Origin of the sequence: Desulfofundulus salinus (assembly GCF_003627965.1) — a bacterium.
GTDB classification, from domain to species: domain Bacteria; phylum Bacillota; class Desulfotomaculia; order Desulfotomaculales; family Desulfovirgulaceae; genus Desulfofundulus; species Desulfofundulus salinus.
Map to the genome: position 1 here is coordinate 265,525 of NZ_RBWE01000001.1, position 25,660 is coordinate 291,184.

Here is a 25,660-nt window from a genome sequence, read left to right on the forward strand (position 1 = left end):
ATGCGTTCGAAGTTCTGCCTGGCCTTCCTGCCGGACGGTACGCCCCCCGCAAAACTGCGGGTGCTGGATTATGAAAAGTTTCCGGAAGCGAAAGAACTGAAGAGTTTAAACAGAACTCAACCCTTGGGAAAGAATCGGTTACAGGATGAGCCGATGAAAGGAACCGTGATGGGAGAACGGCAGACAGAATTTTCCCGGGCGTGGGGATCCCGGTTGAAGCAAGCTGCAGGGCCCGGTATTTCCCTAACTGAACAACAAAAACTGGGTGCCGAAGCACAGACCGCAGGCGAAATGGCAGCGGAGCAAAAAGAAACCCCGGACGATGCTGCCGGTACCAGACGTGCAGCATTGCCGTGGTAAAAAAGAGAACCCGCGTGAGGTACACGCGGGTTTTTTTATGGACTTCCGGGAGGGAGGTTCAAAACAAAATGCCATTCGCTCCTGCAAGCGGATGGCAAAGAAAGGAGATCTCTGAGGTTATGGTAGTGGAAAAACCGGCCGCTGTCAAGCAGGAAATCGTCACGGAGCCTAATGTGACTTTGCAGGACGGTAGAAGGAAGAACTGGTTCTGGGATTACAACGATGTTTTCGAATCGGACCTTTCAGCCAACGCCATGCTGGTGAGATTGTACCTTGCCAGGTGTGCCAACGGAGACCGTCATGCGTGGCCATCGCTGAATACTATAGCCAGGAATTGCAAGATCAGCAAGCCGACGGTAATAAAAGCTCTCAAGGAACTTGAGGAAAAAGGATGGTTGGAAAAGATCATTCGGAAACGGCCCAATCAAGAGTACGAAACAACCGTATACGTTCTCAAGGATCCACCGGCCGCGTATGCCTCCGGTTCGGAGGAGGGGGGTGGTAAAGCAGATTTACCACCGGTAAAAAATAAAACCGGTGAAGGTGGGGGGGTGGTAAACGACGTTTACCACCTGGTAAATCAGATTGACAACCTGGTAAAGCAGGTTGACTCTAACAATACCCAGATAACAATACCCAATGAACAAGAAAAAGATCTGTCGTTTGTATCCTCACTTCGTTCAGATACAAACGACAGCGCATCGGCCTTTCAGGCCTCCGGCGCTGCCGGCGGCAGTGCCACACCTGAAAACAGAGCAGACCAACGCGATAGCCACCCACGGGCGGGTGCAGCAGATGCAGCAGGAAAGAGAAAGAGGGACGAAGATCAGGGGAACGAAAGAACCGGTGTGGATGGAGTGCCGTCGAGCAAAGAGCTGATTGCTGAACTGGTCAAAGAATACCGTGCCGTGGAGGGCGTGGAGGGAAAAAAGGGGGACTATGCCTTCATAGGGGCGCTTTACAACCGCTACGGTTATGACCGTGTACTGGAAGCAATCAACGAGCTCTCCCTCGCAACTGCCGTTCAGGAGATCGAGAAGCCCCTTTTGTACCTGAAGGCTGTTGTACAGGCCATTGCCCGACGGGGAGATCGGGAACGGGACGGGGGGAGATCTGACCGCGGGTCCGGCCGGAAAAAGGTGGAGCCGGGGATGAGCGACTGGTCCACCTGCGGGGATAAGGAGAAAAAGCGGGAACTGCTCAGGTCGCTTTATTTGAGCTAGGACCGTTGATTCCAAAATTTTTAAGAGACAAATTTTCCTTACAGGCATTGCATTTGTTTCCATGCGGTGATACAATTACCGCAATATCATTGGAACCTGGGCGACGATGCGAGTATGGACCGGGCGTGGAAGATCAGCCGTTATTTTGACCTGCCCACCCTGTACGACGCGGCTTTCATGGCCGTTGCTGAAGTGGTGGCGGAGAGGACAAGGGAAGAATGTGAGTACTGGACTGCGGATGAAAAGCTCGTAAGTGCGGTTGCCCCCGAGGAAAACTAGAAAGAATTATACCAAAATAGCTCTAAAGAGTTTGAGATGTAAAGGAAAAACCGATCTGTTGAATAGATATCCCACGAAAACCATTGTTTTTGGAGAACAAAGAAAGTGGACAGAAAAAAGATCTCTAAAATAAAATTTAGCTAATATTATTTTTCTAAAATTATTGGGGACAAACGGGCTGATATTCTTCAATTTTAATTGATTTTAGGCTACAAAGATATTTGACAAAATCCTGCATATCCATCTTTTCTCACATTTGCAACTCTCGAACTTTTTGGTTTTAAGAGGGGAGTAGTAGGGTGGGAAAGAATGAATTAATCATTCCCCTTCCAACTGTATTAAGCGTGGATAGTTTATGCGAAATAGATTTTGCATCTTTTTGGAATGCTAGGTATAATCCGGTGGGCAAGATCGTTTTCGACTTTTCCCCGATCGATTTTGTACGACCAGCAGGACTCGTTTCCATCGTATCTTTAATGAAGCTTTCAAAGTATTTAAAAGTTGCAGATCAGTATTATCTCAGGGAACCAAAAGATGATAATGTAAAACAATACCTAAAACGAATGGGGTTTTATGAACAATTCAGGATCATAAAAGAGACAGTAAGTCCAAAAGTAGAATCCTCATCTCTTTGTGAGTTGAGGGAAGTAAAAGACGAATTGGAAGCATATAAATTAACAAGTCAACTTACCAGAATCGTTAAAGAACAAGTACAACTTGAAGAAAAAATGATGCGAGCCATTTCTCATGCTCTCGGTGAAATAATAGATAACATATTTCATCATAGTAATTCGCCAATAAATGGTTTTGTCTGCGCACAAACATACAAAGGTGCAGGGGAAATCGAAATTGCTGTAGCAGATTGTGGCATTGGTATTAAAGAATCGTTAAAAGGAAATCCTATTTACAGGAAGATTAGGGACGACGAAGAAGCCATTACTACTGCGGTGGGGAAAAGAGTAACAGGCAAGCCGCACACCAATACCGGGCAAGGTCTCTTTATATGTCGAAGATTCATAAAAGAAAATTTTGGTCGAATGGACATTATTTCCGGAAGTGCACAATATACCTTAAGAAACACCGATGCTCATGTGAAATGCTACCCCTTTTGGCAAGGAACAGTAGTTTCTTTGGTATTCAATTTAAAACATCCCATTGATCCTAAGAGAATTTTGGATAGCGAATTTCCGATGGATGCCGAACTTGATGATTTGTTTGGGGAGACGGATGAAAAATGATCATGCTAGGAAGTATTAGCACTCACCTGACAACCCGAGCATTAGGAAAGAGAGTTAGGGAGTTGATTTTGAAGAGGCTAGAAAGCTCAACTCAAGTATTATTAGATTTTACCGGAGTAGAAATGGCATCACACTCTTTTTGTGATGAGGCGTTTGGTAAGCTACTCCAAGAACTAGGATTTGTAAAATTCAAGCGCAGAGTAAAATTCTCTGGTTGTTCTGCTGAAGTCGAATCTGTTATCAAGTTTGCCTTGAGAAATAGGCTTGTGGAAGAAAAGGTGTACGTTACATGCTAATTTAGTAAAGTTTTCATTATAACACATTTTTTTAGTTAGTCAAAAGTGATAAAATAAATGAAAATTTACAGGAAATTTATACTGATTTACATTTACCAACCGATAGCACTGTTAATGAATTGGTAAATAACTGAGAAGAACTTAAAGGGACTGGGCATATATCCGTCAACGGATTTAGCGTGGGGTACCCAATGGTACCTGTTCCACCGCAGTGCAACTGGCGCAGGGGTTTCGGCCTCCACCCCGTGCCTCTTCGCGGGTCCCTCAAGCAGTATGTTCAAAGCCGCGTTGGCATCGGCGTGCCAGATACAACCGCACTCTCGGCAGAAAGCCTTGTGCCTGGTTATCCGATCCACCGGGGAGTCGCAAGCTGCGCAAACGGCAGAAGTCCCGGTGGGATCGACTGCGACCACTGATACCGTACCGGGCACAGGTGGCTTCAATGGTCCTCCTCAACATGCGGAAGGCCCAGAAGTTATGCACAAGGAGGTTCTTCGGTCCGAAGTCTATATCTTTTCGGATGCCGGTCAGGTCTTCGAGGAAAACCGTGGTCACCCCGTGCTGCTTGTCCTAGAATGCGGGCAATTTCCGCGGCCAGGGCAATGAAAGCGTGTTTGAGCCTCTTCGCTCAGATGCGGTAGAGCAGGTGCAGGATGCGGGAAGTTTTCCGCTCGGCCTTGTTGAGTCTGGACTGCTCTGCCGAAATCCGCCCTGTCCAGTAGAGGAAATCTTTCCAGGGCTCGCGGCTCGAGAAGAGCAGTTGGTGACCCAAACTTGATCCTTTTCGAAATTTGGATATTACATAGTAAGGGGGGGATGCGCATTGGCCCAGTTTTTGTGCATCCTCCGCGGCCAGGTTCCGTGAGAGCCGGAACAGAAACCCACAACCTCAATGCGTAAAACACCAGAAGATTTAAGCCAGCGCCTGGCCACCCGACCGGAGGTTTAACAATAGTCGGGAAGGGGTTCCTGGTGTGCCCCTACAGAGGTTGAAAGCCCCCCAACAAATGGGGAGCTTTTACTTTTTCTCTATAAGAGCACGCTATGTAAATACGCAATTTACTTTACCCAAGACAAAGCCAATACCAACAATGCCCCCATTAATATTGGTAACAGACACCCACCGGCCTTAGAGGCCTTTTGGAGGGATGCTTCTTCTCTCGGTTCCTCTCTTGGTCCGGTAGAAGCTGCAACCTCTTTTCGTGCGACCTCCCTTTGATAGGAAGGACTTTGTAACAACTCCCAAAAATATGTTTTCCCGTTGCTGTTGCACATGGACAATAGTGTTAGGGTGGCTCTGGTGTCATGGCCAGCTCTATGCTTGGTTTCAGGCTCGATGCCATGATCTTTCAACAGGTTCTGTAACCCTTTAGATAAAAAGCCCTTTTCTTTCCAGTTGATCCCGTTCATTGAGCAAAGCCAGGGTTTTTCGGCGGCAGATGGGAACATCCGCACCACAAAACCCCAGTCGAAACGGGCATTATGTGCCACAAAAAACTCGGCCCTGGCAATCATAGATTCTATCTTGGAATGGTCCAATGTCTTTCCGCGAACCGTCCTCTTATAAATCCCATGAATCCGGCTTGTCTCCTTCCTGATTGGAACAGACGGTTCGCGTAATCCGCAATACTCATCAACGATTTCCAGGATTTCTCCCGTTTTTCGGTTGAACGTAAAGAGGATTAAGCTGAGTTCCACGATTTCGTCCGCTTTTGAATCCAGCCCGGTGGTTTCTACATCCAAAATACCGGCAATTCCAACAGATTCCATCTAGACACCTCTTCGGTTTTTGTCCTCCATTTACAATTACTTACTCGCAGCAACCTGGTAAGCAGCCGCTACTTCCCTGAAAAACATATCTGCACGTATTTCTATTTCGTGACGCTGCATGTCCAATCCCAGTATGTAGCCGGAACGGGGCATGTCCTCGATGATGTGGCATAGCTCGTGAAAAAAGACCTCCTGCCTGGTTTCATAGCTGAGGTGCTGGTTGACTATTATGTAAAACCGGTCCTTTCTGGAACGGTAGACGAAGGCGGCAACGTCCGGTTCCAGGTCTGCCAGGCTGGGGAAAATATCGAATGACCGCATGACCTCATCCGGACTGATGGTGCCCTCCAGCAGGGCCCTGATAACGGCATACCTGGACTTTTGTCTCAAGTCGTCTGCACGCATAGTCCCAATTAGTCACATCCAGTCGAATAGTGTCGATAAACCAACTGCTGCCCGTGCAGGCAGCAGTTGTGGTTTTATACGCAAATTTTTCACGAGGGCGGCCGGTCCTTTAATCTTCCATGGCTTCGGCGTCCTCGATGGCCTTGATTACCTTGATTATCTTTTTGATGGATTTTGGTGTGAGGGGCTTAACCTGCTTGAAAAGGAGCTGCAGATCCTCGCGCTTGACGAGTTCCTGCCAGAATTCCAGAAGTTCCGGATCGTCTGAGATGGCAGCCTCTATTGTCCTGGCCGCCGATTCGTTGGGATCTTGTTCTTTTTCGGGTAGATAACCAGCAGCAGCCATGAGGTCTTCGTAGGTAACATTATTATAGGCATGATCAGCTAACTTTTTTATTGTCTGTGGGGTAGGTGGAGAATCAAGTAGAGCTCGGGAAAGCCTTGAAATATGGGCAGCAGTGACTCCAGAATGTAAGGCATACTGGTTAATTGATCTGTCTCCCCTTGCTTTATTTAGTAATCGAGCAAATTCTTTTTTGTCAAACATAAGATATCCCCACCTTTGTCTTCAATAATTATACACAAAGATATTGACTATAAACAATGTAATTGAAAAACTCGCTAGAAATTTTTTAAAAAGTATTGACGGCATGTAACAACAGTAGTATAGTATTACATATAAACAATATTGACTTTATGTAACGTTCAGGGGGTGTGAAAGTCTTGTATCTGAATAAAGAAAAAATCAAAGAACTAATGCAAGTAAAAGCCGGTGGGAACTATCACGAATTTGCAAGGCAGTTAAGAATTGATGTAGCTCAACTTCATAGAGTTTTAAATACACAGGCAAAAGCTGGACCAAAACTCTTAGGCTGCTTTATGCGGTATTGTCAAGATAATGGGTTGGATTTCAAACAATATATTTTTTTAGAAGAACCATTACATGTATGTAACAGTAGTCAAACGACCGTTTTGGATACCGGTACCGAAGGGAAATAACACCTACCGACCCGTCAGCAAAGAGGAAGTGGTACATGAATAACAAGTTCTGTCTTCTACTACGGATCGAGCGCCTGCGCCGGCGGCTAAACGAAACAGGTTGGAAAGAACAGGACAGGTTGCTGACCTTGAGCCGGCGTCTTGATACGTTGATTGTTCAGTACCAGCGGCTGCTGCTGAAAATTCAAAAACCACCGCCCGGAGAAAGGAGGTGGCATGAACGTTCATAGCAGGATTAATTCTGGTGGCAGTATGCGGCAGCCTGGCCGACAGCCGGGGTCCGGTAGAATGGGTAGCCCTGGCCGGAACCCTGGCTGGAATGGGAATCATCAGCCTGCCCGACGCCATGCAGGTAAAAAGAAAAAGGGCTTTCGCCCACAAACCTCAAGCACAAACTATCACAGTAAAGAGAAAAAGTCAACTGGTTGGTTAACTCTCTTCAGAAAGGAAAGGGGCCGGGATTTTGGCCCGGCCCGCGTACATAACAATTTTCGCTGCCCCCGTACGGAACACCTGAAGCAAAACGTCAAACAAATCGCGGTCCGGCCCTTAAAAGGCGGGACGGAAGGGTGTGGGGTAAAGTGTGTCCAAGAGCCTGTCCTCCACAAAAAACCGACATGCTGGATCGCTACTTGGACGGGTTCTACCTCTGCGGCTTGACATTGGTGGCGGTGGCGGAGCGGTGTTCCGTTTCCCCCGATGCAGTGGAAAAGGCGCTGAAGCGCTACGACAGGGAAGCATATATGGTGGAGCGTGCACGCCGCAAGCAAGAAAACGGCCGCAGGCGCCGGCAAAAGGATCAGGAACGGAAGCGCACTCCAGAAGCCAGGAAAAAGGACCGCGAAAGGAAACGGCGCGAGCGCGTGGAGGAGCGCACCTATGTTGAAGCCGTGCGGGAAGCCCTCCGGGACCTGGAAGTGATCGACCTCCTCCGCCGGGCTGCCAGGGAGGCCGGAGTGGCGGAAGAGCAACTGGCGTGTGCCAGGTACCTACCCGGAGCGGCCTCGGTGCACCACCCCTGCCCCGGCAGGGCCAGGGAGGCTGCCGAGGCCATGACCCCCTCGGAGGCCGGGGGCCGGGCCGAGTACGAGTTCCGCCTGATCAGGGGCGTTATGGTGGGCGTACCCGGGCCAGCAGTACTCCTCATCAGGGAAGCCCTGGACGCGGGTGATCTGTGCCTGGCGCTACGGCTGGCCAGGGAGGCGGTACTGGGAGCCGGGTTCGTGAACCCGTTTGCCAGCGTGGAGGACCTACGGGACGGCGTCACGAGGACCTACCTGCCCGAAGAGGTGGAGACCCTGCGGGAAAGCCTGGTGTCTGCCGCCCGGGCGGCGGCCCCGGTGCCGGAGCCGCCGGCACTGCACGAGCTCACCAAGGGGGAAAAAATGAAAATGGCAAGGCGGTGGCTGGCCCAGGCCCGGGCCGCGGAGCGTGACGCGGAGCGGATATGGTACGGCACATGCGGAGGGACAGGTAAGATAGGCAAGAAGGGAGGGTTGCGCAGCCCGGAGCGGGGCGAGGCGATGAGCGGGCTGATCAGGGGTTGAAAGAAACAAAAGAAAGGAGGCGTTGGATATTGGGGAGAAATCCTGCTTTTGGATGGTGGCCGCTTGACGATGCTTTTCCCGACCAGGTGTGGAAAGTCGAAAATGATCACCTCACCTCAAGAGGTCCAGTGGCTTACCTGTGGGACCTGCGGACCGGCGAGAGAAAGACTTTACCCTGCACGGTAAAGCTTGGTTCATTCTTGATCGAAGGAGTATATTTCCCACGCCGGGAAAAGACTGCAGAGCGCGTGCGGGAGTTAGCCCGCAGGGCCGTTTCGATTTACGGGCGGAAAGACCATCTTGCGGAATACCCGCTACCGGCAGGCCTCGGCCGCAGACTGGTACCGTTCTATCGGTACTGTATTGCCAGGTTGCTTGTTAGCTGAAGGTTGCCCGGGCATGTAGCTGCCCGGTTTTTTTATGGATATGAAGAGGAGACGATCAAAAGCCAATTTAGGGGGTGTTGAATGTGGGAGGGATAAAGGAGAACACAACAGGCTCATCGAAAATAAAGGTAGAGCACAAAAAAAGCGAGTATACGGTGGTGCATGTTTTTCCGGCCAATACCGAAGATGGTGATGAACGCCTGAAAAAATTCAAGCGGCAAGTCATTGACTTAATTCTGGCCAGTGCACCACATGTTCAAGGAGTTAGTAATTATGCGGGCTGCTGCTTTATATCGCGTATCGACTTTGAAACAGGTGAAGAATAATCAAGAAGAAACCATTCCGTTGCAACAGCACGCTGTATACGCTTTTGTTGCCCAAAAGGGCTGGGAACTGGCCGTGGAGTATTTCGAGTCGGGCGTATCCGCATACAAGAAATCCTTCAAAAACAGGGATGTTATACAGGATATCATCAAGGACGCGGCCGCCGGGAAATTCGACGTCCTGCTGGTGTTTAAAGCCGACAGGCTCAGCAGGAACAGTTTCGAATATCCCCTGGTTCTCTGGGAACTGAGCAAGCTCGGTATCACAGTGATCAGTGTGGCAGACGAAAAAGTCCTCAACATCGAAGATCAGGCCGAGAAGCTTATCAGGTTTATCGAGGGGTGGCAGGCCGAAACGGAGTCCCGGAACACGTCTATCCGGGTATCCCGGGCCATGATGGACATGGCGAGAAAAGGCAAATGGTCCGGGGGGAGGCCTCCGTACGGATTCAGGTATTCGCAAAAGAAGAATGTAAGCATAGAAATTGATCCCGAGGAGGCCCGGGTAATTCAGATTATGTTTGAAATGGCTGAGGACGGTGCGGGGGGAAATAAAATCGCCAAATGGCTCAACCAGCAGGGTTACCGGACGAAAAACGGTCGTTTATGGACAGGATATACTGTTAGGAGGGTCATGCAAAACCCTATTGTGGCGGGGTTGCCTGCCTACAACCGCTCAACCAGGCGCGATAAATCTTCTTGTTCTTATGATCTTAATAATCCTGAGATCATAATCCCCCGGGATGAAAACGGGAACCCCTTGCCTATTCCCGGGTTGCAGATAATACCGCTCGAAACCTGGCTTAAGGTAACGCAAAATATGAGACAAATTGCCGAACACAGTAAAATAAGTGGAAGAGCGATAGAAAGCACATCTCTGCTGACAGGCTTTTTAAAGTGCGGTTCATGCGGGCGGGGTTTCCTTTCATCTACAAGGCGCCTGCCAAACGGAAAGATCAGGAGGGCCTACGTTTGCTCTACGAAAAACCGGCGGGGGTCTCAGTTCTGCAACGGGCAAACCCAATATGAACAGCATATTATCGATAAAATTTTTATGGACGAACTTGAGCAGTTTTTGCAAAAAATAGATCTTGGTGATTTAGCGGAATACCTGAGGGGAAAGCAGGCAGCCTCTCTTTCTATCGCTCAAAAAAGAGAAAGAGAACTGAACCGCGAAATCTCAAAGGCCAAGCGCATACTGGACTCATGGGTTGAGCGCTTGAACATGTATTTTGCGGACCCCCACAGCAGTCTATACTCTGAAGAACGTATTGCCACAGAAATCTCCAAGTGGGAGAAAAATATCCGAGAATTAGAGGAATCCCTCTCTGCTGTAAGAAACGAGTTGCAAACGGAAGTATGCGAGCAGGATAAGATTAAGGCTTTTATGCGAGTCGCGCCGCGTTGGTTGGAGCTGTTTAAGTCATCTCCTGTGCCCATTAAAAAGAAAATGCTCGCACAGATTGTAGACAGGGTGGTTTTATCTGGAAAACGAATCGAGATACATTACAACGTAAACCTTCTGGAAGTAGAGCGCACTGTCGGCGCGAGCGAGCAGCAGCAAGGAGAAATTAAATTGAAGGTAATACGTTCAATTTAATACATGTGTTTGGTCGTGACTAGGGAACAATAGGAAAGCCCAGGTTGCCTACAGCTTGCAAAATGGTTTCCACAAGGCAGCACCTCCGTCTCTCAAAATTTCTGGCTCGGGGAGGCCGGCCCCCGGCAGTGTTGCCGGGGGCCGGGATGTTGAAGGGGATGGTTTAGGCCGGGTCGTACAGGTCGTTGGTGGTGCGGTCGACGATCTGCACATCCTGCTTGGATACCAGGGCGCCGCCGCCGGTGAGAAAGACGTTCCTGCTGATGATCAGGTCCATTACGGCTTCGATTTCGGCGGCGGTAACGTTATCCCGGGGGTTGTCCAGGCTGATGGTGAAGTTGGAGCCGCTTTGATTTTTAAAAACCATGCGCAGGGTCTGGGTGGTGGTGACAGCCACAAAAATGCACCTCCTTGTTGTTTTGGCGTAAATATTCAGTGAACCTGGTTAGATGCGGCGCTGTCCCCCGCTCACTCCGGTGCTCCGCGCCGACAGCACCGCGGTTCGCTTCGGGCCGACTCTGGCTCTCTGCGGATTGCCCGCTACTAATCATTCTTCGTTGTTACCTCTTGAAACAGTATGTCTTAAAAGGTCTTCTTCCGGGTAGTTCATCATGCGTCCTCGAGAGCCGAGCCGGCAGCCTCGCTTCACCGGGTGCTGTTACCGGCGCTTCGCAAGTCGTTCGCTCCGGACAGCGCCGCATCCTCTTCATAACGGTTTTACTGAATATTTACGTTTGGGCCGGCTTTTAGCCGTGCCAGGGGAACCTGCTTTCTAATCGACAGGGGGGATCAACAGGCGGGGCCTGTATCCAAACCGGCCCCGCCTCCCTATGTGCTGATCGTTACACCTGTACCAGGCGGGCGTTGTCAATCCGGTTCACGCCGGCCAGGGTATATTCCTGCAGCCCGGCCAGGGCCTGGGCCACATCAAAGAGATCCTGGTCGGCGGCATCGGGGCGCACGTTATTCAGGTTTTTGTTGCGGTAGACCGGGTTGCCCTCCCCGTCAACGCCGGTTTGCAGCACCAGCCGCAGGACCGTGGTGTTGGGAACCTTGCTTACTGCCATAACGTGAAACACCTCCTTGAGTTTTGACCGAACACGTGTTCGCCTTGTGGTTCTATTATACCCCGGGCAGGGGGTACCGTCAAGTCCAGAATTTGTCAGCATGTGTCTAATTTTGGAGCAGTTCTATTCGGGGCATTTGCTGTATGCCAGAATATGGTTGGGCCGCGCTATTGCCGATTTTCAAGATTAATACCGATTTAATTTGACACTATTCGGGCTATTTGCTAGAATAGTCGTGGCAGTTTTTGCCCGCAAGACATGGAGGTGGGTTGTCATGGCCAGAAGGCTGTTTACTTCAGAATCAGTTACCGAAGGCCACCCGGATAAGGTGGCCGATCAGATTTCCGATGCCATTCTGGATGAGATTATTGCCCGGGACCCCGACGCCCGGGTGGCCTGTGAAACGCTGGTCACCACTGGTTTGATTCTGGTTGCCGGCGAGATTACCACCAAATGTTATGTAGACATCCCCCGGATTGCCCGGGAAACGGTACGGGAGATTGGCTATACCCGGGCCAAATACGGCTTTGACTGTGACACCTGTGCGGTGGTCACTTCCATTGACGAGCAATCGCCGGATATTGCCATGGGCGTGGATAGGGCCCTTGAGGCCCGATCCGGGGAGATGACCGATTCGGAAATTGAAGCCATTGGTGCGGGGGACCAGGGCATGATGTTTGGTTTTGCCACCAATGAAACAAAAGAGTTCATGCCCCTTCCCATTGCCCTGGCCCACCGGCTGGCCCGCCGGCTGGCTACGGTCAGGAAGACCCGGGAACTGCCCTACCTGCGCCCCGATGGCAAGGTGCAGGTGACGGTGGAATATGAAGACGACCGGCCGGTGCGTATTGATACGGTGGTCATTTCGGCCCAGCATCACCCCCGTGTTCCCCTGGACCAGATCCGGGAAGACCTGATCGAAAAGGTTGTCCGGCCGATCATACCGCCGGAACTGCTCAATTCCACCACCCGTTACTTCATTAACCCCACCGGCCGTTTTGTCATTGGCGGTCCCCAGGGGGATACGGGTCTGACCGGGCGTAAAATTATCGTGGATACCTACGGCGGTATGGCCCGCCACGGCGGCGGCGCCTTTTCGGGGAAAGACCCCACCAAGGTGGACCGTTCCGCCAGCTATGCCGCCCGCTATGTGGCCAAGAACATCGTGGCCGCCGGGCTGGCCGATAAGTGCGAGGTACAGCTGGCTTACGCCATTGGCGTGGCCCGTCCGGTGTCCATCATGGTGGATACATTCGGTACCGGCAAGGTCGGCGAAGAGCTTCTGGTCAAGCTGATCCGGGAGCATTTTGACCTGCGCCCGGCCGGAATCATCAAAGCCCTGGATTTGCGCCGGCCCATCTACCGCCGCACCGCCGCCTACGGCCACTTCGGCCGCACCGACATCGACCTCCCCTGGGAGCGCACCGACAAGGCCGAGATCTTGCGCAAAGAAGCGGGAGCTTAGGAGACCAGGCACATAGACATTGAGTTAAGCAATTTAAAAGTATTCAGTAAAACCGTTATGAAGAGGATGCGGCGCTGTCCGGAGCGAACGACTTGCGAAGCGCCGGTAACAGCACCCGGTGAAGCGAGGCTGCCGGCTCGGCTCTCGAGGACGCATGATGAACCGAGCCGCGGTGCTGTCGGCGCGGAGCACTGGAGTGAGCGGGGACAGCGCCGCATCCAACCGGGTTCACTGAATATTGACATTTAAAACGCCGGGTAACCCTTTCACCCCCGTTCGCGGTCCTGCATATGGTGGAGCAAGAGCGGATTGAGGGGTGATTGACTTGTTGGTGCAGTTTCTCCTGGCGCTCTGGCTTGTGTGGCTTGTTCTGGTAGTGGTGAAGGTGTGCCGCCTGGTTTTGGTTTACCGCTGTTATGCCGGGCAAAGCCGGGGAAAACTGGTGTTGCTCCTGAGCAACCAGGATCAGGCCTGCGAGGGGTTTTTACGCCGGCTGGCTTTTGGGTGCGAACTTTTGTTACCCCGGGTGGAAATGGCCGTGGTGGTGGATGAGCACAGTTGCGACGATACCTTTGGCATTGCCCGTATCCTTGGCCGCAAACTGGGCTTTAGCGCTCTGCGGGCCAGGGAAACCACCGGTGAGGAAAAGGCGGCCCTTTCGGCCATGCTGGCTCGCCTGCCGGGGGAGCCCCGGAACGGCCTGGTTGGCGGGAAAAGACCTGCCTGGTATTACGATGCCCGGGGATTGCAGGGCCGGAATCTTTTACGCACACCCGTATTACGACAGATGGGCTGGGCGGCCTGAAAAACGGGGAGGAGGTAATCGGTCTTTCTTGTCGAAATAGACCCTTGAGGTGAGGAGTTTGAAGGGCATGCGTCGCATTACCCACGTTGCTTACACCTGGCTGATCATCGGCCTGGGTGCGTGGGGCCTGGCGCGCCTTTTTTCTTTTCTGGACCTGGATTACGGCGGGCATTTTCTAGTCTTCATCGTCCTGGGAGTGGCCGCCGAGTGGCTGGCGGTCAACTTTCCCCACGGCCAGCTGTCGGGGGGCTTTGCTCTGGTTCTGGCCACCTTTATCCTTTTCGACGCGTCGGCAGCGGCCTGGACCGGGGCGCTGGCCACCCTGATCAGCCAGGGGTTTTTGCCCCGGGGCAATCCCCTGCGGACCGTTTTTTTCAATGCCGCCCAGCATGTGCTGGCGGTGATGGCCGGGAACTACGTTTTTCTCCGGGTTGCCGGTGCGGCCGGCAACCGGCTTACGGTGGAACTGGCTGTTGGCCTCCTTGCCTTTTCGGGGGCCTACTTTCTGGTGAATCACCTGCTGGTCTCTTTGTACGTTGCCCCCAGGAGATCCCTTTACCCCATGCTTTCCTGGTGGGATGCCCTGCGCTGGGACGGGTTTACCTGCCTGTTCAGCATCCCCATAGGGCTGCTCATGGCCTTTTTGTACCGCGAAGCAGGGTTGTCTGGTGTGGTTCTCCTTTTCCTGCCCGTTTTGGTGGTACAGTTTGTCTTGCGGTTGTACGTGCATATGGAGCTGACCAACAGGGAATTGCTGGCCCTCTACCACGTGGCCCGGGGATTGAGCCAGAGGCTTGATGTGCAGGAAATATTGGATTTGGTGCTCAAGGAGACCCGGCGGGTGGTGTCTTATCATAGCGGGGTAATTTATTTATGGTCCGAGCAAAAGGGCTATTTTGAGGCTCGAGCGGCTGCCGGTCCTTTCAGGGAAAAATTATGTAAGAGCGTGGTTTTTTCAGGGGAGGGTTTTACCGGTTGGGTCGTAGAAAACGGTGAGCCGGAAATTATTCACGATGCGCGGGAAGATCCCCGGGTTCGGCAGGAGCCGGGATTATTCCAGGTGCTGCGTTCTTTAATGGTTATTCCCCTTTTGGCCGACACAAGGACGGTGGGTGTTCTGGTCATCGGGGATAAGCGCCCCTTTGCCTTTAATGAAAACCACCTGCACACCATCTCCGTCATTTGCGGCCAGGCGGCGGTGGCCATTGCCAACACCATTTTAATGAAGCGCCTGGAGGAAAGCGCCAATACCGACGGCCTGACGGGCATTTACAATCACCGTTATTTTACCCACCGGCTGGGGGCCGAGTACCGGCGCACCCGGGATGCCGGGCTACCCCTGGCGCTGATCATGCTGGATGTGGATAATTTTAAGCTGATCAACGACCGCTTCGGGCACGTGGCCGGGGATGCGGTGCTGGTGGAACTGGCCGGGCTCCTGCGGGATGCCGTGGGTGAGGCGGGGGTGGTTTGCCGGTACGGTGGGGAGGAATTTGCCGTCCTCCTGCCCGGCTGTGATGCCGCCCGGGCCGGTGCCCTGGCCGGGGAGCTGAGGCGGCTGGTGCGGGAACATCATTTTGCGGTGGAGGGCATGCCCCGGCAGGTACGGATCAGCCTGGGGGTAGCGGCCTGCCCCCGGGATGCGGTGGATGTAAACACGCTGGTGCAACGGGCCGACCAGGCACTTTACGGGGCCAAAAAAGCAGGCAAAGATCGCGTGGTGTTGTACGAGCAGTTAGCCGAACTGCCGCGGTAAACGGGAGCTGATCGGGGTGCAGCGTCTTTTAATCCCCTTGCGGGAACTGTGGACCGATTTTCTGGATCTATTATTTCCCCCGTCCCGGGGGTGTCCCCTCTGTGGTGCCGCGGCGGAAGATGGAGAGCTTTGCTCCAGGTGCCGGGAGATGTTTTTAGACAACAGAATGCCGGTTGGCTGTACTATTTGCGGCTGCTTTCAGAGACCGTCAGGAAAAAGAACCGGCACCCCTGGTGAGGAGCCCGGAGGGTCTGGCGGTGGGGCTCTTGTTACAACTTCCCGGTCCACCGGCCGGGGCGGTGCTCCTTTCCCGCACCTGCCCTGTCCCCAGTGTGGGGCCGGGTGCCCTCCCTTTAACGCAGCCCGGGCTGTCGGTCCCTACGAAGGCGTGTTGAAGGAAGCTGTCCTGCGCCTGAAGTTTCGCCGGGAGCGGTGGCTGGCCCGTCCCCTGGGACGTCTTTTGGCCGCGGTGGCCCGGGAATTGGTTCCCCCTGGAACGCCTCCCCTTGTGGTCCCGGTGCCCCTTTCCCGGAAACGCTTACAGGCCCGGGGGTTTAATCAGGCCGAATGGCTGGCCCGGGAGCTGTCCCTGACGCTGGGCTGGTCCCTTGTGCCGGCCCTGCGCAAGGTGCGGGAAACCCCTCCCCAAACGGGACTGCCGCGCTCCGCCCGTTTGAGCAATCTGTCCGGGTCCTTTGCCCTGGCCGGTGATATTCCGCCGGGATCGGTGGCGGTCCTGGTGGACGACGTTATTACCACCGGTTCTACCGCTCGAGAATGTACCCGTACTCTTCTGGCGGCCGGAGTAGTTGCGGTTTATGTAGTTACCCTGGCCGGGCCTTTGTGCTGCGGTTCGACAGAAGGCGATACAGGCGGTCCTTTATTTTAACCTGTTGTGACAAAATTTTCGCTCACCAACAGTTTATCCAAATCCGAAAGGGTTGTCCGACGGGTTATTAACAGGCTTATCCACATTATCCACAGATTTTTCATCCACAGGAGACTTTTCCACAGGCGTTTTTCGACATGACGATCCCGGTTGGACGGTGCCGGGTGCGGTTTTCAACTGTGCGCAGCTCCTGGAATTTCCCCGGCTGGAGGTGGGTGGGTTCAGGAGTAACGTATGGTCGATTACATGGCAGGCCTGTCAACGGACAGTGAAAATGTCACCTAAAAAATGCTTTATCTGGACTGAGAAAATGTCACCCACATAGATCGTTCATCTGGACTGAGAAAATGTCACACCCCTGTTTTTAATAATGAGCCAATTGCGATGTTCGGAAGTAGAGATGAATAGGCCGTTTTAGGGCAGTGGCAAAAATATTTTACCCCGGCACGGGGGTGGAGTACGTATTCCTCTGGCAGAGGACCGGCGGGTCTTCACGCCCTTAGCGCGGTCCAGTTACAAATGGAAGACAACCTATAAGAAGCGTACGGCCGTGGAAAGGGTAAATGCCCGTTTGGATGAGGTCTATGGATTTGAAAAGCATTTTATCCGGGGCCTGAAAAAGATGAAGCTGCGTTGTGCACTGGCCCTGATGGTGATGCTGGCGATGGCCGTAGGCCGGTTACGACAAAAACAAGGAATAAATTTGAGGAGCCTGGTAAAGGCGGCCTGACAAGGACCAATCGGAGAAATTGCACTACGGGAAGGGCGCCCCAAGGGGGTGTTAGGGTAAGTATGCCCTTTGACAGGGGTAGTTAAGGATATATAAGCCATTAGCCCCAATATTAGGTTAATCTCCCTGTCCTGTGGCTTGGAAAACGTCCATGTCTGGTATGGGCGTTAGCCTCCCAGAGGGCAAAAATGTTGACAACGCAAATAGCTCATTACATGGCAGGCCTTGACATTAGGGGTTGAATATGTTAGTATTCACCTACGTGAGTGTGCAGGCACCCACGGGATTTTATGCTGGGAGGAATGTTCATGCAAGGAAGAGTCAAGTGGTTCAGCGCCGAGAAGGGTTACGGCTTCATTGAAAGGGAGGACGGAAAGGACGTCTTTGTCCACTTCTCGGCCATCCAGGAAGAAGGGTTCAAAACTCTGAACGAGGGACAACTCGTGGAGTTTGATATCGTCGAGGGTGCCCGTGGGCCTCAGGCTGCCAACGTTGTCAAGTTATAAGAATACGGGAACAAACCCCGGCCCGGTGGCCGGGGTTTTTGGCATTTTTGCCAGGAGACAGGCAGGAATTACGGTTATTTTCGGGAATAATATAAATACCAGGGACCAGAAAGGAGAGGGTACCAGATGAAAGTACAGGTACGGGGCAGAAACGTGGAAGTAACCAACGCCTTGAAGGAGTATGTGGAAAAGCGCCTGGGCAAGCTGGTGAAGTATCTGGATCTGATTGAAGAGGCGCAGGTAACCCTCACCGTGGAAAAGGATTCCCACCGGGTGGAAGTAACCATTCCCATCAACGGCATCATTTTGCGGGGCGAGGAAAGCACCGGAGACATGTACGCTTCCATCGACCTGGTGGTGGAAAAGCTGGAAAAACAAATCGAGCGCTATAAGGGCAAGCTGTTCCGCCGCCTGGGCCGCCAGAACATGGAGATGAAAGCCGGGGACAATAAGAAGGAGGAGGAAGACAGCCCCCAGGTTGTGCGTACCAAGCGGTTTGCCATGAAGCCCATGTCGGTTGACGAAGCGGTCATGCAGATGAACCTTTTGGGACACAGCTTCTTTGTCTTCTCCAACGCGGAAACGGAAAAAGTCAACGTGGTCTACCGGCGCAGGGACGGCAACTACGGCCTGATTGAGCCCGAGTTTTAAAGGTTTTACCCTCTAGAAATCCGCTGGCAGCCGTCTGTACTTGAAACCATCCCCGGCGGGTGCTACAATAATACCGGAGTTATTTTGGAAGAGGAACCTTTACGGTTCCTCTTATTTGCGAAGGTGATTTTTGATGCTGAAGTTACTGCGCAACTGGCTGGATGACAACGCGCGGGAAATAAAGCGTTTGCAGCGGACGGTAGATCAGATAAATGCCCTGGAGGGGGAGATTTCGTCCCTTTCCGATGGGGATTTGCGCGCCAGGACCGGGGAATTCAAGGAGCGCCTGGCAAGGGGTGCCACCCTGGACGACCTCCTGCCCGAGGCCTTTGCCGTGGTGCGGGAGGTCAGCCGGCGGGTCCTGGGGATGCGCCATTTTGATGTTCAATTGATGGGCGGCATTGTCCTGCACCAGGGAAAAATTGCCGAAATGAAAACCGGTGAAGGTAAAACCCTGGTGGCCACCCTGCCGGTGTATCTCAATGCCCTTACCGGCCGGGGCGTCCATGTGGTTACGGTGAACGATTACCTGGCCCGCCGGGACAGCGAGTGGATGGGCCGGATTTACAAATTTCTGGGCCTTTCCGTGGGACTCATCGTGCACGGGCTGGACACGGCCGAACGGCGTAAAGCCTACGCCGCCGACGTGACCTACGGCACCAACAACGAATTCGGCTTTGACTATTTGCGGGACAACATGGCCATCCACCCGGACCAGCTGGTGCAGCGGGAACTTTTTTACGCCATCGTGGACGAGGTGGACAGCATTCTCATCGACGAGGCCCGCACACCCCTGATCATTTCCGGCCAGGCCGACAAGGCCACCGATTTGTATTACACCTTTGCGCGCCTGGTGCCCAGGTTACAAAGGGACGTTGACTACACGGTTGACGAAAAGGCCCACTCGGTCACCCTCACCGAGGAGGGCGTGGCCAGGGTGGAAAAGATGCTGGGGGTGGAAAACCTCTATGACGACCAGCACATGCAGCTGACCCACCACCTGAACCAGGCCCTGAAGGCCCATGCCCTGATGAAGCGGGACCGGGATTACGTGGTCAAGGACGGCCAGGTGATCATTGTGGACGAATTCACAGGCCGGCTGATGTTCGGGCGCCGTTACAGCGACGGCCTGCATCAGGCCATTGAGGCCAAAGAAGGGGTGCGGGTGGAGCGGGAGTCCCAGACCCTGGCCACCATCACCTTCCAGAACTACTTCCGCATGTACGAAAAATTGGCCGGGATGACGGGTACTGCGGCCACCGAGGCGGAGGAATTCCGCAAGATCTACGGGCTGGACGTTGTGGTCATCCCCACCCACAAGCCCATGATCCGCAAGGACCTGCCCGATGTGGTTTACAAAACCGAACAGGCCAAGTTCCGGGCGGTGGTGGAGGAAATTGCTCGCCGCCACGCCACCGGCCAGCCGGTGCTGGTGGGCACCATCTCCATTGAGAAGTCGGAGATCTTAAGCCAGATGCTCAAAAAGCGGGGCATTCCCCATCAGGTGTTGAACGCCAAATATCACGAAAAAGAAGCCGAAATAGTGGCCCAGGCCGGGCGGCTGGGGGCGGTGACCATTGCCACCAACATGGCCGGCCGGGGTACCGACATCCTCCTGGGGGGGAACCCGGAATTCCTGGCCCAGGCCGAGCTGCGCCAGCAGGGGTACGACCCGGGCGACGACGATCCCGGGGTGCAGGAACTCTACCGGGTCACCCTGGAGAAATATAAGAAGATTACCGATGAGGAGCATGAGCGGGTGGTGGCCCTGGGCGGCCTGCACATCATCGGTACCGAGCGCCACGAAAGCCGGCGCATTGACAACCAGCTACGGGGCCGGGCGGGCCGCCAGGGGGATCCCGGCTCAAGCCAGTTCTTTATTTCCCTGGAAGACGACCTGATGCGCCTGTTCGGTTCGGAGAACATTGCCGGGATTATGGACCGGCTGGGCATTGAGGAAGACATGCCCATTGAGCACGGCCTGATTACCAAATCCATCGAGACGGCCCAGAAGCGGGTGGAAAACCGCAACTTTGACATCCGCAAGCACGTCCTGCAGTACGACGACGTGATGAACCAGCAGCGGGAAGTGATCTACCGCCAGCGGCGGCAGGTTCTCATGGGTGAAAACCTCAAGGAAGTCGTGCTGCAGACCATCGCCCAAACCGTTGAGCGGGCGGTGGACACCTACTGCCCCGAGGGAGTGCATGAGGAGGAGTGGGACCTGGCGGGGCTTTTGCATTATGCCGAGCAGCTCTTCCTCCCCGGCCACAAGCTTACCCCCGAGGACTTCACCGATATGGGGCGCCGGCAAATTGTCGAAGAGCTCAAGGAGAAAGCCCTGGCCGCCTACGAGGCCCGGGAGTCGGAGCTGGGTGCCGGGGTGCTGCGGGAGCTGGAGCGGGTCCTGCTGCTCCGCATTGTAGATGAGAAATGGATGGACCATCTGGATGCCATGGACCAGCTGCGGGAGGGAATTGGCCTCCGGGCGTACGGGCAAAAGGACCCCCTGGTGGAGTATAAATTTGAAGCCTACGAAATGTTCCAGAACATGATTGCCAGCATCCAGGAGGACCTGGTCCGTTACATCTACCGGGTTAACGTGGTGCAGGCCCCCCAGCCGCAGCAGCGGCAGCTGGTGGAAAACCGCTACCAGGAGGAAGGCCCCCGGCAGCCGGTGCGGCGGGAACAAAAGGTGGGCCGCAACGATCCCTGCCCCTGCGGCAGCGGCAAAAAGTACAAGAAGTGCTGCGGCCGGGCGGCGGCGGGCTAAAGTCATCAAACAACAAGAGGTGAACAGGTTATGTACGCCGAACTGTCCCGGGAACTGGAAAACCTGGGTAAACGCATTGAAGAATTGAGGGTTTCTCTTTGACATTGCCCAAAAGGAAGAGGAAATAAAGCGCCTGGAGGAAGCCATGCTGGACCCGGGCTTCTGGAACGACCCGGAACAGGCCCAGCAGGTGACGCAGAAACTGGCCGCATTAAAGGACCGGGTCACCCGTTTTCAGGAACTGGCCCGGGCCCACGAGGACCTGGCCGTCCTCCTGGCCCTGGGGGAAGAGGAGGAGGACGAGGCGGTGGCCCGGGAGGTGGCCGGGGAGCTGAAGAAGCTGGCCCGGCAGGTGGAGAAGATGGAGCTGGAGGTGCTGTTGAACGGCCCCTACGACCGGGGGAACGCCATTGTCTCCCTCCATGCCGGGGCCGGCGGCACCGAAGCCCAGGACTGGGTGGAGATGCTCCTGCGCATGTACACCCGCTGGGCGGAGGAAAAGGGTTACCGGGTGGCCATCATGGATATGCTGCCCGGGGATGAGGCTGGCATAAAAAGCGTCACCTTTTCCGTGGCCGGACCCAACGCCTACGGCTACCTGCGGGCGGAAAAGGGTGTCCACCGGCTGGTGCGCATTTCCCCCTTTGACGCCGCCGGGCGACGGCACACCTCCTTTGCCTCGGTGGATGTGCTGCCCGAGGTGGAAGAGGATGTGCAGCTGGAAATCAGGCCCGAGGACCTGAAGATAGACACCTTCCGCTCCAGCGGGGCCGGCGGGCAGCACGTGAATAAAACCGAGTCAGCGGTGCGCATCACCCACCTGCCCACGGGCATCGTGGTCCAGTGCCAGAGCGAGCGCTCCCAGATTGCCAACCGCAACGCGGCCATGAAGCTTTTGCGGGCCAGGCTTTTAGACCTGGAAATGAAGAAAAAGGAGGCCGAACTGGCCGCCTTGCGGGGTGAGCAGACGGAGATTGCCTGGGGCAACCAGATCCGCTCCTACGTCTTTCACCCCTACAGCCTGGTCAAGGACCACCGCACCGGGGTGGAGGTGGGCAACGTCCAGGCGGTCATGGACGGGGAAATAGACGAGTTTATCTCCGCCTATTTGCGGCAGAAGGCAAAGGGTTAGAACCAGTGCGAAGAGCACTGGTTTTTTACAATTTTCCACAATTCCTTGATAATTTTTCCGCATTCCACCTGTATATTTTTAAGTGTGGCGCCACATACATACTAAATATTTACAGGGAGGAATGAGTAATGAACAAATGGAAGACGAGAATTATATCAACTGCCCTGGCATTGTCGCTGCTGGTTCCAGCTGCCGCTTTTGCCGGTAATGCCGTCACTGCCCGGAAGGATATGCCTGTTAAAAAGGGATTTGCCTACCACCAACGCTTTAACAGTGAGCAGCGCCAGCAAAATGAGCAAAAGCTGATGGAAATGGTTGGCAAGTATACTCCGGAAATTCTGGAAGAGTGGAAAAATGCCCTTGCTGAGCGGGAGCAATTAATGGGTGAGTTGAAGGAAAAGGCACCGGTGCAAAGGCAAAGACCTCAAATATCCGGTGAGGTGAAAGAAAAAGTCGAGGCCATCCGTAAAGATGTCGAGAACGGCAAGCTGACGCCGGAACAGGCAAGGGAAGAGTTCAGAAAACTGGGGCTTGGCAGAGGGGAACCGCCCCAACTGCCCGCTGAGGTGAAAGAAAAAGTCGAAGCCATTCGTAAAGATGTCGAGAACGGCAGGCTGACACCGGAACAGGCGAGGGAGGAGCTCTTAAAGCTGGGGCTCGGTAAAGAAGGCCCGCGCGTGCCGGGACCCGGTTCGTCCCAGGCTGACGAAGAAAAGCAGTTGATGAATGAGTTTAGAAAAGCAGTGGAGGCCGGTGATGAAGCCAGGATTAAAGAGCTGCTGCCGCAGCTTTTGAAACAGCTGCAGGAAAGAAACAAGGGGCTGTCTGAGATGCTGTCGAAAACAAATCAATGACAGGAAAATTTTGATAGCCCCACTGCGTGTTAACTACAAAGGCACGGCGTTGTCCCATGCGGAAGCCCAGGGAGTTAGCGGGACAACGCCGTGCCTTTCTAAAGTAGATAAACCGGCCGGCCTTTTCGCCGGCCGGGCTGCAGGTGGATGTGATTGTCATGCTCATCATGCCCGGCCTGTACAGAAGCATATGATCACGAAAAACCGGTTTTCACGATTTCCCACAATTCCTTGATAATTTTTCCGTAATCCACCTGTAATATATTAATTTAAGTGTGGTGCCACATAATTGCTTAATATAAAGTAAAACATAACTTACCGGTTACGGGTTGAGCGGGAGATTGTTCTTGAAGCCCCTGGAAGCTGCCCAGGTAATGCCTGACCGGCGGCCAGTGAGGAGCGTCCTGGCCCGGCTTTTGGTATAATACGTGGTATAAATTACAGAAAAAGAGAGGGGGGCTGGCGCTTGTACCGTGTGTACCTGGTTGAAGACGAAGTAAACCTGAGCAAAATACTGGTTTCCTATCTGGAGAAAGAGGGCTGGGAAGTGCGGTCCTTTTACGATGGCCAATCCGCCCTGCAGGCCGTGGGAGAGCATCCCCATCTTTGGATTCTGGATATCATGCTTCCCGATATCGACGGGTACCAGCTCCTGCGCAGCATCAAGGAGGTGTCGCCGGAGGTTCCGGTTATCTTTATATCGGCCCGGGATGCCGATCTGGATCGAATCATAGGCCTGGAGATGGGAAGTGATGACTACCTGGCAAAACCGTTTTCACCCCGGGAACTGGTTATTCGCGTACACCGTCTCCTGGAACGGGTTTACAAATCAACGCCAAAAAACTCATTGATTAACCTGTGTCCCTATGTTCTGGATGAAGATAGGCGAATAGTTCTTAAGGGACAGGACAACATTGAATTAACGTCAAAGGAATTCGACCTTCTTTTATATTTTGCCAGACACAGGGGACAGGCCCTATCCCGGGAACAGATTATCAACCACGTATGGGGGGTGGATTACGTCGGCAGCGACCGGTCCGTGGATGATCTGGTGCGACGCTTGCGGAAAAAAATGCCGGATCTCCGTATCGAAACCATCTATGGTTTTGGTTACAGGTTGAATGCTAATGAAGAATTTCGCTGATGGTAAAAAACTGCTGCCTCTTTAACTGCCGGTCGATAAATAACCTGTTATTGAACGCAGGATGATGCCTGATGAAAAAAATTTCGCTGACAGTAAAAATGTGGCTGGCCCTTTCGCTGGTCAGCCTGCTGGTGTATGTGATTGTCATACTCATCATGCCCTTTCTGGTTCGCAACTTTTTTACAGTTACCATGATGGAACCACACGTACCGCCGAAAAAAAATGCCAGGGGAGAGGCGTTACCTCCCGGACCACCTCCCGGACCACCTGTTCTAGGTTCCCGGGACTTTCGTATTCGTGATTTTATTGTTTTAGAAGACGGGACAACCATACCCGAACAGGCCAAACAAATGTTCTCCTCTTCGTTAATACAGGAAATTATGCAAAATGCCGTATCACAGCAAACATCCATACAACTGTATGAATATAATCGTGGCCAGGAAACGGTTCGCTATGTCATAAGAAAAGAGCAGGCCTACGGGCGTCCCCTGTATCAGGTTGCGCTTATAAGAAAATCGGAAGAAGACAGGTTTATAAAATCATTATTGCTCAACTTTATGGTATTTACCGGCATTGCTCTGATAATCAGCTGGTTTGCTTCTCTTTTTATTGCCCGTTACTTAACCCAGCCTTTGATTCAAATGGAACGGCATGTAAAGCGTATTGCAAACCGCAACTGGCACGAACCCCTGGATGTAAAGCGGGGTGATGAAATAGGCCGGCTGGCCCGCTCCATTGAGATTATGCGCCGGCAGCTTGTTCGCCAGGATGAAATGCAGCAGTCCATGCTGCAGAATATCTCCCACGAGTTGAAAACACCGGTCATGGTGATCCGCAGCTATGCCCAGGCCATCCAGGACGGGGTCTACCCGAAAGGCGATCTGGCCGGCAGCATCCAGGTGATCGACGAGGAAGGTGCACGCCTGGAAAAGCTGGTTAAACAGTTACTTTACTTAACACGACTTGATTACCTGGCAACGCGGGAACAGGTTCAAAAAAAGGTAAAATTAGACAGGTTGATTGAGAATATAGTGCAGCGTCTATGCCCGCAACGGCCGGAAATATCATGCCAGCTGGATTTGCAGCCGGTAAGTATTTCTGGAGATGAAGAGGTCCTGCGGGTTATGATTGAGAACCTGCTGGAAAATCACCTGCGTTATGCGGTTTCGCGTCTTGAGATCAGCCTCGGGTTAAGCGATGAAAAAACGGAGATAGTCCTCTCTTTCTGGAATGACGGTTCCAGGATTGAGCCCCACATCCTCGACCAGTTGTTCCAGCCTTTCCATAAAGGGCGGGAGGGCAAATTCGGGCTGGGGTTGACCATAGTCCAGCGGATCGTAAAAATGTACCGGGGAGAGATCAACCTGAAAAATGAGAGGGGCGGTGTCTCTTCGACGGTTAAAATCCCGTCAAGGGGCATTGATTAAACTGGTTGTCGACCGGAATACGAGGAGGAAACGTC

At 53.3% G+C, this 25,660-nt stretch carries 30 protein-coding genes; 23 read left to right on the forward strand and 7 right to left on the reverse strand.

Annotation, left to right across the window (positions count from 1 at the left end; all coding sequences use genetic code 11):
* From D7024_RS01375 to D7024_RS01395, 5 genes are all read left to right on the forward strand, one after another.
* The coding region (locus tag D7024_RS01375) for a hypothetical protein (protein ID WP_121450219.1) at positions 1-360 on the forward strand (360 nt) is incomplete at its 5' end.
* A gap of 119 nt (positions 361-479) precedes the next feature.
* The gene (locus D7024_RS01380; protein WP_165859230.1) at positions 480-1,583 is read left to right on the forward strand and encodes a helix-turn-helix domain-containing protein; all 1,104 of its coding nucleotides are present in this window, start codon (positions 480-482) and stop codon (positions 1,581-1,583) included.
* Between the two features lie 114 nt (positions 1,584-1,697).
* Positions 1,698-1,862, forward strand: a complete 165-nt coding sequence (locus D7024_RS01385; RefSeq protein ID WP_243113653.1) for a PIN domain-containing protein — start codon at positions 1,698-1,700, stop codon at positions 1,860-1,862.
* A gap of 299 nt (positions 1,863-2,161) precedes the next feature.
* Positions 2,162-3,100, forward strand: coding sequence for an ATP-binding protein (locus tag D7024_RS01390; protein WP_121450221.1), 939 nt, complete (start codon positions 2,162-2,164; stop codon positions 3,098-3,100).
* A complete protein-coding gene (locus tag D7024_RS01395; RefSeq protein ID WP_121450222.1) occupies positions 3,097-3,396 on the forward strand; it encodes an STAS-like domain-containing protein in 300 nt (99 codons plus the stop codon). Before D7024_RS01390 ends, D7024_RS01395 begins: the two co-directional genes overlap by 4 nt.
* A 92-nt stretch (positions 3,397-3,488) precedes the next feature.
* Here D7024_RS01395 and D7024_RS15540 read toward each other — a convergent pair whose 3' ends face one another.
* The 5 genes from D7024_RS15540 to D7024_RS14900 all read right to left on the reverse strand — a co-directional run bounded on the left by D7024_RS15540 (position 3,489) and on the right by D7024_RS14900 (position 6,118).
* Entirely contained in the window at positions 3,489-3,827 is a 339-nt protein-coding gene (locus D7024_RS15540; protein ID WP_353961296.1) for a zinc ribbon domain-containing protein, read from the reverse strand.
* A gap of 197 nt (positions 3,828-4,024) precedes the next feature.
* Entirely contained in the window at positions 4,025-4,168 is a 144-nt protein-coding gene (locus tag D7024_RS14670; RefSeq protein ID WP_165859231.1) for a hypothetical protein, read from the reverse strand.
* A 287-nt stretch (positions 4,169-4,455) separates the two neighbouring features.
* Entirely contained in the window at positions 4,456-5,166 is a 711-nt protein-coding gene (locus tag D7024_RS01405) for an exonuclease domain-containing protein (protein WP_121450224.1), read from the reverse strand.
* Between the two features lie 36 nt (positions 5,167-5,202).
* Positions 5,203-5,571 carry an ImmA/IrrE family metallo-endopeptidase gene (locus tag D7024_RS01410; protein ID WP_121450225.1) on the reverse strand — a complete coding sequence of 123 codons (369 nt, stop codon included), beginning with the start codon at positions 5,569-5,571 and terminating at the stop codon, positions 5,203-5,205.
* A gap of 109 nt (positions 5,572-5,680) precedes the next feature.
* Complete coding sequence (locus D7024_RS14900; RefSeq protein WP_207666871.1) at positions 5,681-6,118, reverse strand: hypothetical protein; 438 nt, start codon at positions 6,116-6,118, stop codon at positions 5,681-5,683.
* Between the two features lie 176 nt (positions 6,119-6,294).
* Between D7024_RS14900 and D7024_RS01425 the strand changes: the two genes are divergently transcribed.
* From D7024_RS01425 to D7024_RS01450, 6 genes are all read left to right on the forward strand, one after another.
* Positions 6,295-6,570: a hypothetical protein gene (locus tag D7024_RS01425; protein ID WP_121450226.1), complete on the forward strand. Its 276-nt coding sequence runs from the start codon at positions 6,295-6,297 to the stop codon at positions 6,568-6,570.
* Positions 6,571-6,605: 35 nt separating this feature from the next.
* Positions 6,606-6,800, forward strand: a complete 195-nt coding sequence (locus D7024_RS01430) for a Spo0E family sporulation regulatory protein-aspartic acid phosphatase (protein WP_121450227.1) — start codon at positions 6,606-6,608, stop codon at positions 6,798-6,800.
* Between the two features lie 14 nt (positions 6,801-6,814).
* Positions 6,815-7,003, forward strand: coding sequence for a hypothetical protein (locus D7024_RS01435; protein WP_121450228.1), 189 nt, complete (start codon positions 6,815-6,817; stop codon positions 7,001-7,003).
* Between the two features lie 148 nt (positions 7,004-7,151).
* On the forward strand, positions 7,152-8,117 hold the full coding sequence (locus D7024_RS01440) for a hypothetical protein (protein WP_165859232.1): 966 nt from the start codon (positions 7,152-7,154) through the stop codon (positions 8,115-8,117).
* Between the two features lie 469 nt (positions 8,118-8,586).
* Positions 8,587-8,829 carry a hypothetical protein gene (locus D7024_RS14550; RefSeq protein WP_125185603.1) on the forward strand — a complete coding sequence of 81 codons (243 nt, stop codon included), beginning with the start codon at positions 8,587-8,589 and terminating at the stop codon, positions 8,827-8,829.
* A complete protein-coding gene (locus D7024_RS01450) occupies positions 8,777-10,426 on the forward strand; it encodes a recombinase family protein (RefSeq protein WP_165859233.1) in 1,650 nt (549 codons plus the stop codon). The genes D7024_RS14550 and D7024_RS01450 overlap by 53 nt, the downstream gene beginning before the upstream one ends.
* Positions 10,427-10,589: 163 nt before the next feature.
* Here D7024_RS01450 and D7024_RS01455 read toward each other — a convergent pair whose 3' ends face one another.
* Positions 10,590-10,823 (reverse strand): DUF2922 domain-containing protein, encoded by a 234-nt coding sequence (locus tag D7024_RS01455; RefSeq protein WP_013824350.1) that lies wholly within the window; start codon positions 10,821-10,823, stop codon positions 10,590-10,592.
* Positions 10,824-11,268: 445 nt separating this feature from the next.
* Complete coding sequence (locus D7024_RS01465; protein ID WP_121450233.1) at positions 11,269-11,493, reverse strand: DUF1659 domain-containing protein; 225 nt, start codon at positions 11,491-11,493, stop codon at positions 11,269-11,271.
* A gap of 274 nt (positions 11,494-11,767) precedes the next feature.
* Here D7024_RS01465 and metK point away from each other — a divergent pair, with 274 nt between their 5' ends.
* The 12 genes from metK to D7024_RS01530 all read left to right on the forward strand — a co-directional run bounded on the left by metK (position 11,768) and on the right by D7024_RS01530 (position 25,625).
* Positions 11,768-12,958, forward strand: a complete 1,191-nt coding sequence (metK, locus tag D7024_RS01470) for a methionine adenosyltransferase (RefSeq protein ID WP_121450234.1) — start codon at positions 11,768-11,770, stop codon at positions 12,956-12,958.
* A gap of 316 nt (positions 12,959-13,274) precedes the next feature.
* Positions 13,275-13,763 carry a hypothetical protein gene (locus tag D7024_RS01480; RefSeq protein ID WP_125185604.1) on the forward strand — a complete coding sequence of 163 codons (489 nt, stop codon included), beginning with the start codon at positions 13,275-13,277 and terminating at the stop codon, positions 13,761-13,763.
* A 67-nt stretch (positions 13,764-13,830) separates the two neighbouring features.
* A complete protein-coding gene (locus tag D7024_RS01485) occupies positions 13,831-15,519 on the forward strand; it encodes a GGDEF domain-containing protein (protein ID WP_121450237.1) in 1,689 nt (562 codons plus the stop codon).
* Positions 15,520-15,535: 16 nt separating this feature from the next.
* Positions 15,536-16,408 carry a ComF family protein gene (locus tag D7024_RS01490; protein WP_121450238.1) on the forward strand — a complete coding sequence of 291 codons (873 nt, stop codon included), beginning with the start codon at positions 15,536-15,538 and terminating at the stop codon, positions 16,406-16,408.
* Between the two features lie 550 nt (positions 16,409-16,958).
* Positions 16,959-17,138: a hypothetical protein gene (locus D7024_RS15045; protein ID WP_243113654.1), complete on the forward strand. Its 180-nt coding sequence runs from the start codon at positions 16,959-16,961 to the stop codon at positions 17,136-17,138.
* Between the two features lie 308 nt (positions 17,139-17,446).
* Positions 17,447-17,644 (forward strand): cold shock domain-containing protein, encoded by a 198-nt coding sequence (locus D7024_RS01500; protein WP_121450239.1) that lies wholly within the window; start codon positions 17,447-17,449, stop codon positions 17,642-17,644.
* Positions 17,645-17,770: 126 nt separating this feature from the next.
* Entirely contained in the window at positions 17,771-18,295 is a 525-nt protein-coding gene (gene hpf / locus D7024_RS01505; RefSeq protein ID WP_121450240.1) for a ribosome hibernation-promoting factor, HPF/YfiA family, read from the forward strand.
* Between the two features lie 133 nt (positions 18,296-18,428).
* Complete coding sequence (gene secA, locus D7024_RS01510; RefSeq protein WP_121450241.1) at positions 18,429-21,068, forward strand: preprotein translocase subunit SecA; 2,640 nt, start codon at positions 18,429-18,431, stop codon at positions 21,066-21,068.
* 30 nt (positions 21,069-21,098) lie between these two features.
* A protein-coding gene (gene prfB, locus D7024_RS01515) for a peptide chain release factor 2 (RefSeq protein WP_121450242.1) occupies positions 21,099-22,200 on the forward strand; the annotation gives its coding sequence in 2 pieces (ribosomal slippage) (positions 21,099-21,167 and positions 21,169-22,200; 1,101 coding nt in all).
* 128 nt (positions 22,201-22,328) lie between these two features.
* Positions 22,329-23,054, forward strand: a complete 726-nt coding sequence (locus D7024_RS01520) for a hypothetical protein (protein ID WP_121450243.1) — start codon at positions 22,329-22,331, stop codon at positions 23,052-23,054.
* Positions 23,055-23,520: 466 nt separating this feature from the next.
* A complete protein-coding gene (locus D7024_RS01525; RefSeq protein WP_121450244.1) occupies positions 23,521-24,198 on the forward strand; it encodes a response regulator transcription factor in 678 nt (225 codons plus the stop codon).
* 71 nt (positions 24,199-24,269) lie between these two features.
* Positions 24,270-25,625: a sensor histidine kinase gene (locus tag D7024_RS01530; RefSeq protein WP_121450245.1), complete on the forward strand. Its 1,356-nt coding sequence runs from the start codon at positions 24,270-24,272 to the stop codon at positions 25,623-25,625.
* Positions 25,626-25,660 lie beyond the last annotated feature (35 nt).

Excerpts from the sequence above, each read along its gene's own strand:
- D7024_RS01380 (WP_165859230.1), top strand. The coding sequence starts at position 480 with ATGGTAGTGGAAAAACCGGCCGCTGTCAAGCAGGAAATCGTCACGGAG.
- D7024_RS01385 (WP_243113653.1), top strand. The coding sequence starts at position 1,698 with ATGGACCGGGCGTGGAAGATCAGCCGTTATTTTGACCTGCCCACCCTG.
- D7024_RS01395 (WP_121450222.1), top strand. The coding sequence starts at position 3,097 with ATGATCATGCTAGGAAGTATTAGCACTCACCTGACAACCCGAGCATTA.
- D7024_RS01405 (WP_121450224.1), bottom strand. The coding sequence starts at position 5,166 with ATGGAATCTGTTGGAATTGCCGGTATTTTGGATGTAGAAACCACCGGG.
- D7024_RS01410 (WP_121450225.1), bottom strand. The coding sequence starts at position 5,571 with ATGCGTGCAGACGACTTGAGACAAAAGTCCAGGTATGCCGTTATCAGG.
- D7024_RS14900 (WP_207666871.1), bottom strand. The coding sequence starts at position 6,118 with ATGTTTGACAAAAAAGAATTTGCTCGATTACTAAATAAAGCAAGGGGA.
- D7024_RS01430 (WP_121450227.1), top strand. The coding sequence starts at position 6,606 with ATGAATAACAAGTTCTGTCTTCTACTACGGATCGAGCGCCTGCGCCGG.
- D7024_RS01450 (WP_165859233.1), top strand. The coding sequence starts at position 8,777 with ATGCGGGCTGCTGCTTTATATCGCGTATCGACTTTGAAACAGGTGAAG.
- D7024_RS01465 (WP_121450233.1), bottom strand. The coding sequence starts at position 11,493 with ATGGCAGTAAGCAAGGTTCCCAACACCACGGTCCTGCGGCTGGTGCTG.
- metK (WP_121450234.1), top strand. The coding sequence starts at position 11,768 with ATGGCCAGAAGGCTGTTTACTTCAGAATCAGTTACCGAAGGCCACCCG.
- D7024_RS01485 (WP_121450237.1), top strand. The coding sequence starts at position 13,831 with ATGCGTCGCATTACCCACGTTGCTTACACCTGGCTGATCATCGGCCTG.
- D7024_RS01500 (WP_121450239.1), top strand. The coding sequence starts at position 17,447 with ATGCAAGGAAGAGTCAAGTGGTTCAGCGCCGAGAAGGGTTACGGCTTC.
- hpf (WP_121450240.1), top strand. The coding sequence starts at position 17,771 with ATGAAAGTACAGGTACGGGGCAGAAACGTGGAAGTAACCAACGCCTTG.
- secA (WP_121450241.1), top strand. The coding sequence starts at position 18,429 with ATGCTGAAGTTACTGCGCAACTGGCTGGATGACAACGCGCGGGAAATA.
- D7024_RS01520 (WP_121450243.1), top strand. The coding sequence starts at position 22,329 with ATGAACAAATGGAAGACGAGAATTATATCAACTGCCCTGGCATTGTCG.
- D7024_RS01530 (WP_121450245.1), top strand. The coding sequence starts at position 24,270 with ATGAAAAAAATTTCGCTGACAGTAAAAATGTGGCTGGCCCTTTCGCTG.